This is a genomic window from Sulfuricaulis sp. (genome assembly GCF_049587675.1).
Classification (GTDB): domain Bacteria; phylum Pseudomonadota; class Gammaproteobacteria; order Acidiferrobacterales; family Sulfurifustaceae; genus Sulfuricaulis.
This window is the reverse complement of sequence record NZ_JBAVEJ010000277.1, coordinates 1-7,667: the sequence shown is the minus strand read 5'-3', so window position 1 is coordinate 7,667 and position 7,667 is coordinate 1. Positions and strand designations below refer to the sequence as shown.

The 7,667-nt window shown below is 59.6% G+C and carries 5 protein-coding genes; 2 read left to right on the top strand and 3 right to left on the bottom strand.

Annotated elements, in window-relative coordinates; translation table 11 throughout:
• Window positions 1-346 precede the first annotated feature (346 nt).
• Window positions 347-2,524: a protein kinase domain-containing protein gene (locus tag WB402_RS14385; protein ID WP_424209032.1), complete on the top strand. Its 2,178-nt coding sequence runs from the start codon at window positions 347-349 to the stop codon at window positions 2,522-2,524.
• A gap of 156 nt (window positions 2,525-2,680) precedes the next feature.
• The gene (locus WB402_RS14380) at window positions 2,681-3,778 is read left to right on the top strand and encodes a 3-deoxy-7-phosphoheptulonate synthase (RefSeq protein WP_424209030.1); all 1,098 of its coding nucleotides are present in this window, start codon (window positions 2,681-2,683) and stop codon (window positions 3,776-3,778) included.
• A 120-nt stretch (window positions 3,779-3,898) separates the two neighbouring features.
• On the opposite strand, the gene WB402_RS14375 is transcribed toward WB402_RS14380, so the two are convergent.
• The 3 genes from WB402_RS14375 to WB402_RS14365 all read right to left on the bottom strand — a co-directional run.
• Window positions 3,899-4,897, bottom strand: a complete 999-nt coding sequence (locus WB402_RS14375; protein WP_424209028.1) for a zinc-dependent alcohol dehydrogenase family protein — start codon at window positions 4,895-4,897, stop codon at window positions 3,899-3,901.
• Between the two features lie 174 nt (window positions 4,898-5,071).
• Window positions 5,072-5,995 (bottom strand): hypothetical protein, encoded by a 924-nt coding sequence (locus tag WB402_RS14370; protein ID WP_424209026.1) that lies wholly within the window; start codon window positions 5,993-5,995, stop codon window positions 5,072-5,074.
• A gap of 96 nt (window positions 5,996-6,091) precedes the next feature.
• The coding region (locus WB402_RS14365; protein ID WP_424209025.1) for a hypothetical protein at window positions 6,092-7,667 on the bottom strand (1,576 nt) is incomplete at its 5' end.

Below are 7,667 nucleotides of genomic sequence, written 5' to 3'. Positions count from 1 at the left end.
AAGTGGGTAGCTGTCGGCTACCTCCTAAAATCCCGTAAATAAAATAATGGTTTTCGTTAGGTTTATGCGTCAATAAGTTCTGCACCAATATGCCCCTCCCAGCCGACCGCTCCGTGGTTCGGAGCTTCTTGACCAAGCGGCGACGTCTCCACAGATGGTATCGAAGTTCTTAGTTAGCGTTTAAATCGGTTAACGATACCGGCGGATATCGATCCCGATCGAACGTACCGCCGGTCCCAAAATTCCCCACTCATTCCGCATTATTTCCCCGCGCCCGGGTTGCGGCCCCGCCCGGCCGGGGCTATTTATAAGTATGGTGCCCAGCGATCCGCTTTCCACAAGAACTATGCAGACCCGCGTTAAGACCAAAAATAATGCCTTGCCGGTCGGCTACCAGTTAGGCGAATACACGATCAAGTCGGTGCTGGGCCAGGGAGGCTTCGGCATCACCTACCTTGCCCAGGACACCCACTTGGGATCGCTCGTGGCCATCAAGGAATATTACCCCGAGGACTATGCCGAGCGCGGGGCAAACTCCACGATATACCCGCGCCCCGACGGGAATGCTTCCGACGCTGAAATATACAGCTGGGGTCTGCAGGAATTCTTGAAAGAGGCCCAGGCGTTGGCCAGGTTCAAGCACAATTATATCGTGCGCGTGCTGCGCTACCTCGAGGCGAACGGCACCGCCTACATGATCATGGAATACGAAGAGGGTGAAAGCCTTTCGAAATATATGAAGCAGCACGGAGGCTTTTTGAGCGAGCCCGATCTGCTGCGCGTATTCCTGCCGATTCTCACGGGTTTGCAAGCCGTGCATGAAGCCGGACTGCTGCACCTCGACATCAAGCCCGACAACATTTACCTGCGCCGCAGCGGCCATCCCATGCTCATCGATTTCGGCTCGGCGCGCCAGCGCCAAGGCAAGGCCGATAGCGGCCGGATCGCGCTCACGCGCGGTTACTCGGCACTGGAACAGTATCCCGGCAACGGCGGCGTCATGGGCCCAGGCACTGATGTCTATTCGGTCGGCGCCACGCTTTACCGTTGTGTTACCGGCCGCGAGCCGGTGGATTCCCTGGAGCGCCACAAGACCATCGGACTGGGAAAAATCGATCCCATGCCGCCGGCGACCCGGTTCGACCGGCCACTCTACGCGCCGCATATCCGTCAATGCGTGGACCTCGCCCTGCGTTTGCAGGCGGCGGATCGTCCCGCCTCGGCCCTGGCCTTGCAAAACGGGCTGATGGGCAAGGAGGCCAAGGAAGAAAAAACCACCCCGATGTCGGTTCTGGGACACGGTTCCGGCTTTATCGGCATCAGCAACGCCATCATGAAACCACTGCGCAAATTGCAGCGGCGCGGTTTTCTGGAATCGACGTTTCTGTTCCTGCTGGCGCTGACCGCCATGGCCATCGCCTCCGTGAAAATCATGATCGACACTGGCCGTCTGGACGAGACCGAGTTGTACACCTATTTCGATCAGATTCGGGCCCTGCCTTACGACGCCGGGCGCGAGATCAACCGGTTCATCAACGCGCAGCTGGGCATCAATCCGGTTGTCATGGCCCCGGTCAGCCCGGCATTGCATCAACGCCTGACCAGACCGAAACCTGTTCCGGAAAAACCCATACCGGTATTCGATCCTGCCAAGTCGGTTGCGCTCACGCTTGCGGCGCATGCGCCGGTGACGGCGCTGGCGTTTGTGCGCGACGATCAGGTGTTGGCGGCGGCCTACGACGATGGCACGGTGAATCTGTGGAATACCGAAACCGGTGCGTTGATATCGACCATGGCCTCCAGCAAGGAGTCGCTGGGCACGATGGCGGCGTCGCCCGACGGGCAGTGGCTGGCCTTTTCCGTTGACCCGAACGCCGTGCAGATCTGGGACGCCAAGGAAAATAAAGCGGTTGCGAAACTCTCCGGCCATACGGCGCCGGTGATGCGGCTCGCTTTCTCCGCGGATGGCAAGCAGCTGGTGTCGGTCGATCGGGATTCGGGCGTGTTCCTGTGGGACATAGCGGAGTCAAAAAAAATCTTCGATCTTCCCAAGCCCAGGCATGAAATTCTGGCACTGGCCGTCGCGCACAATGGACGCGTTTTGGCCGGTGCCGACATCGAAGGCGGCATCCAGTATTGGGACCTCGAGGGCGGCAGGGAACTGGCGTACGTGCCGGCGCACAAGGTCCCGGTCAGTACCATCGCCTACTCCCCGGACGGTAAATGGCTCGCTTCCGGGGGACAAGACCACAACCTGAAATTATGGGATGCCGGGCTTGGGCGTGATGACCGCGTGCTGGCCGGCGCCCCGGATGATGTGAATACCGTGCAGTTTTCCCCCGACAGCCGGTGGCTGTTGTTGGGTGGAACGAACAAGTCGCTGGAAATCTGGAGTGTGGAGCAAGGCCAACCCGTCCACCGGCTCGCCGGTCACGATCTCGGCGTTTCGGTACTCACGATTTCATCCGATGGCGCGCGTCTCGCCACGTCCGGCGATGACGGAAAAATACTGATCTGGAAATAACGAAATCGGCCTCTCTGCCCGGGCCGTTCCTGTACCTCATGGCTGCGGGCGACCGCGCCCACACGCCCGCGGCCGGTGTCCGGCCACAATCCGGGGCCGACAAGCCGTGCGCGGTGCGCTAGACTGGCGGATTCACCCTGTATTGCCGTACCGGTCATGACCGATCCAATCAATAATCTCAACGTCCTTTCGCAGGACCTGTTGCCCACGCCGCAGCAGGTCAAGACCGCGCTGCCGCTGACCGAGGACGCGCAGCGAACGGTATTGCGCGGGCGCGAAACGGTGCGCTGCATTCTCGATCGCCAGGATCACCGCTTGTTCGTGGTGGTCGGTCCGTGCTCGATTCACGACATCAAGGCCGCCAAGGAATACGCCGCGCACCTGAAACAGCTGGCGCAGGAAGTGAGCGACACGCTCTATCTCATCATGCGCGTCTATTTCGAGAAGCCGCGCACCACGGTCGGGTGGAAAGGGCTCATCAACGATCCGTTCATGGACGATTCCTTTCATATCGAAAAGGGCCTGCACATGGCGCGCGAGCTGCTGCTGCACCTGGCCGAGATGGGGCTGCCGGCCTCGACAGAGGCGCTCGATCCGATCACGCCGCAGTATATTTCCGACCTGATAACCTGGACCGCGATCGGCGCGCGCACCACCGAATCGCAGACGCATCGCGAAATGGCCAGCGGCCTGTCCACGCCGATCGGATTCAAGAATGGCACCGACGGCAGTCTCTCGGTGGCAATCAACGCGTTGCAGTCGTCAGCGCGCCCGCATCATTTTTTAGGCATCAACCAGGAAGGCCAGTGTGCCGTGTTTCGTACTCGCGGGAACCGCTACGGGCATATGGTGTTGCGCGGCGGCGGCGCGCGTCCGAATTATGATTCGGTTTCGGTCGCCCTGGCCGAGAAGGAACTCGTCGCAGCCGGGCTGCCGGTCAACATCGCGGTGGACTGCTCGCACGGCAATTCCAACAAGGACCCGGCGCTGCAGCCGCTGGTGGCGGAGAATTGCGTCAACCAGATCCTGGAAGGCAACCGCTCGATCGTGGCGTTGATGCTGGAGAGTCATCTGCATGCGGGCAGTCAGCCGATCCCGGCGGATCTCTCCAAACTCAGGTACGGCGTGTCCGTGACCGACCCGTGCATCGACTGGACGACCACGGAAAAACTGCTGCGCAGCGCGCGCGAGAAACTGAAGGACGTCCTGCCGGCGCGCCGTGCCGCCGGCAAGCAATGCGTAATGAATCCCTGATTAAGTCTCCCGTTCGCCCTGAGCCTGTCGAAGGGTGAACGGGAAACGTGGTAAATGTCAGGCGATTCGTCCGTTCATGGTTCGACAGGCTCACCACGAACGGACTTAATCAGAATTTCCCTAGTCTACATTCAGAACCACCTTGCCCATCGTCTTGCCGGAAGCGACCAGGGCATGGGCCTCGGCGGCGCGTTCCAGCGGAAAAGTCTTGTCCACGTGCACGCGCAGCTCACCGGCCTCGAACAGCTCGGCGCCGCGGCGCAGGATCTCGCCCTGGTGCGTCATCGCCTCGCTCAGGCCGGCAAACACCGGAATCAGCATCAGCTCGAAACTCACGCGCTGGTTGCGAACGCGCGGAACGTTCCAGTCCATTTCGGGTCCGGGCGCGAGCAGCGTGACGACGTCGCCGTAATAGCGCACCGCGGAAAAGGTTTCGGCGAGGGTCTTGCCGCCGACGGTGTCGAAAGCGATGTCCACGCCCTGGCCGCCGGTCCAGTCGAGCACCGCCGTCACGAAATTCTCATCTTTGTAATTGATCGTGCGGTTGGCGCCGCAGGATCGTGCGAACTCGGCCTTGTCCGCCGAACCGACCGTGGCACAGACCTCCGCGCCCGCGATCCGCGCCAGCTGGATCGCGACATGCCCGACGCCGCCCGCGCCCGCATGCACCAGCAGCTTGTGCCAGGACTTGATGTCGACGCGGTCGTGCAGTGCTTCCCACGCGGTGATCAGCACCAGCGGCGCCGCCGCGGCTTCGGCGAAACTCAGGCGTTTCGGTTTCTTCGCCACCAGCCGCTGGTCCACCAGCGCATACTGCGCGTAATTCCCGAGCCGGTCGTGATGTGGTGCCTGACAGTAAAACACCTGGTCGCCCGGCTTGAAATCCTTCACGGCCTTGCCCACGGCTTCGACCACACCCGCGCCGTCGCAGCCCAGCACCGGCGGCAGCGGTGCGGGATAGACCGTCGGCTTGGCGCGCATCTTGGTGTCCACCGGGTTGATGCCCGCCGCCTTGACGCGCACGAGGATGTCGGTGTCCTGGTTCAACACCGGGTTGGGCAGGTCCTGGAGTTTCAACACTTCCGGCCCGCCGGGGGCGGTCATGACGATGGCTTTCATGATCAATTCTCCTTAAAGATGAATCCGTATTCTCGCGTAATGCAGCTGAACCTGTCCGCCAGGTTGTCTGTTGATTTATTTCTGTTAGGACTGCGAATACTGTAGGGCATCGAAGGGACGGAATCCATCGCGCGATTTATTAATGTGATTCTTTGGTTTACAAAAAGAAAATTGTCACACTCCGCTCAATCTCCAGCCCTGGTAAGCGCATGGATAATGCAACGCGTAGAATTCGAGCAACTGAACGTATTGCTTGGTGAGCGATTCGACTTCCTTAGCCGTGTTCCCCTTTGTTGCGGGGTGCAGGGTCGGCTCGACTTTCGTGATGTATGTTCCATCCGGTTCGCGCACGGTAAAAACAGGCAAAAGCGCCGCGCCAGTTGACATGGCGAGGGTGGGTGCCCCCTCGGCCAGCTGTATGGTGCCGCTCAGAAATGGCAGCGTCAGGGGATACTTCCGCCCCTCGCGATTCGCTGCCAGCGATACCACCCGGTTCTCGCGTAGCCGTTTGATCAGCCATCGCAGCGGACTCACCTGCACGCTGGGTGACATCACCAGGCGCTCTGCGAGAAAGCGTTCCTCGATCCGCGTCCAGAGTGGGTTGAACAAGCGTGCGCCCCAGAGGCTGATTGAGAAGCCGTGATCGAAGCGGCTGAGATGGGAGACGGGGTAGCCCGCCTGATGTAGTGCCATCTTGGTTATCAGATCTTTCGAGGCCATGGGCGCGATCCAGAGAACGGCGCCTTTGCCCGCTGCCAGTGCGTGTTCGATGTGTTCCCGTCCTTCGAGACGCAGGTGCGGAGACCACCCTCCCGGTGCATAGCATTGCATACACTGCACACGCGCAAGGTGGTTCTTCGCCAGGTAACATTTTAGAATTTCATCGACATCGAGCGAGGTGCGACGCTCTCCGAGAATTTCGGTTAATTTCCGGCAATGCCCGCGCGTGCGGGAACGATGCAGCGCCATCGACAGGCGGGCGGCCGCGTTGCAAACGACGGTCCACAGACGCTCCGGCAGGCACCAGGCGATCAAGGTGATGGCCGGAATGTAGGCGAGCAGGAAAAAATCCTTGCGGTGCCAGCGTGCCCGGCCCAAGTGTGGGGTCCAGTTGGGATCCTGGGGAGCGGGTGTAGAAGTTTGTTGTGTTTTGTTCGTCACAATTATGGTTTCGCTGGTTAAACACCAGCCTTCTCATTGTGCATTGTGTCGTACGCGCCGCGCCCCTCGCAGCCTGTACAAGGCGCGACTGACGCCATATCGTGTTAAGAATTTCATTGCTCGCCAATAGCGATTCTCCAGGCTTTGCTCCTTGTGGGGATTGATCGGTTCAGCCATTACTTCCGGCCACAGGCGGCTGATTAACGCGTTATAAATGGTGTAGTCAGGAGCCATACGGTACCGTTCCGGTACCGCTAACAGGGCCGTCAGTACAGCGCGGCAGTTGAACGGCGTAAAAATTTCACGCCATGCGATACTGAACTCGAGTTGCGTCATTGCCAGCCAGTTCCCGCTGTTTTGTTCCCATTCAAACAAATCGAGGGGATGGATACCGTGGTTATGCGGCACGCGCTCGCACCACCCACGTAGACTCTGTATCGTGAAGGGATGCAACCCGCCTATGTGTCGCATCGCCAGGAATTCCGGACTGGGTCTGCGCTCGAGCAGCGGTAGACCGAGCCGTAGTTCCTCACGGCAGATCTCGGAACCGCTTCCGGTCACCGCCGCTTTGGTGTGGCCGTAGTGTCCAAGGATGGCTTCTGCGTTGGGTCCATAGTGCGCATGTGCTGCCATGACACTTTTCTCGTATACCTGCCGAAAGGCAGGGTTCATCGCCGATCGAGCAACTATTACATCGTGACGCAGACCCAGTTTTTGCAAGATATTAGCGGGGACGGTCAGGTCCGCGTGGTCTGCATGCATCATGACATTCTGTACTGAGACATACGAAATCCGCTCGCGGATAGCCCTCGAAGCGGCTAACACCAACCGGCTGTCGATTCCGGCGGTCAATCCCAGCACCAGATCAAAGCGGTTCGCAGCGGCCTCAAGAAGCCGCGGCATGCGATCGGCCACACGATCGATCGCCTCGTTGAGCGAGATCTGCTCAAGCCGCTCGCGCGGCCAAAAACGGTGACATCGACCCGTATTGATATCAAGGTAATGATTCGGCAGCAGATGTTGAATTTCCCGGAAGGGACTGGTTGTGCCCGGCCACATGTATTCATGATGCCCCTGAGACAATCGCGATTCCATGTAGTCGCGGGATGATGGATCCATTGTCAGGCCGAGCAGTTCCGCCCCCATGCCCGTTTGCGACATCACCCAAAGATCGTTGTCGGTGCGTACCATGTCGGTATAAAACACCTGCCGCAGGCCCAACGGATCGTTAAAAAGATATCGGCGGTTTCCGTCTTGCGCGATAAGCACCCACCGCCCGCCAAACCGAAAGGTCGCGTTAATGAGTTCCTGAATCGAGCAATATTTTCCCAGCAGCTCGTCGACGACGTCCGAGTCAGTGGCGTGCACTCGGTCAGGGTCGACGATGTAACCGATCAGCGTGAGCGAACGATTCCCGGCGGATCGATGGCAAAGGGACAACGCTGGATGGGCGGTGATTTGAAGCGCAGACCCGAGTGATATTCTTTGCCATCCGGTCAGGTTTTCGACGAACGACGGCCCGAGGACAAATTGACCGCAATACAGAAGCGATCCCAGATTCGTTTCGTTCGTCGGATGCGGTGCGGGGCGTGACCGCTCAGCGTCAGGA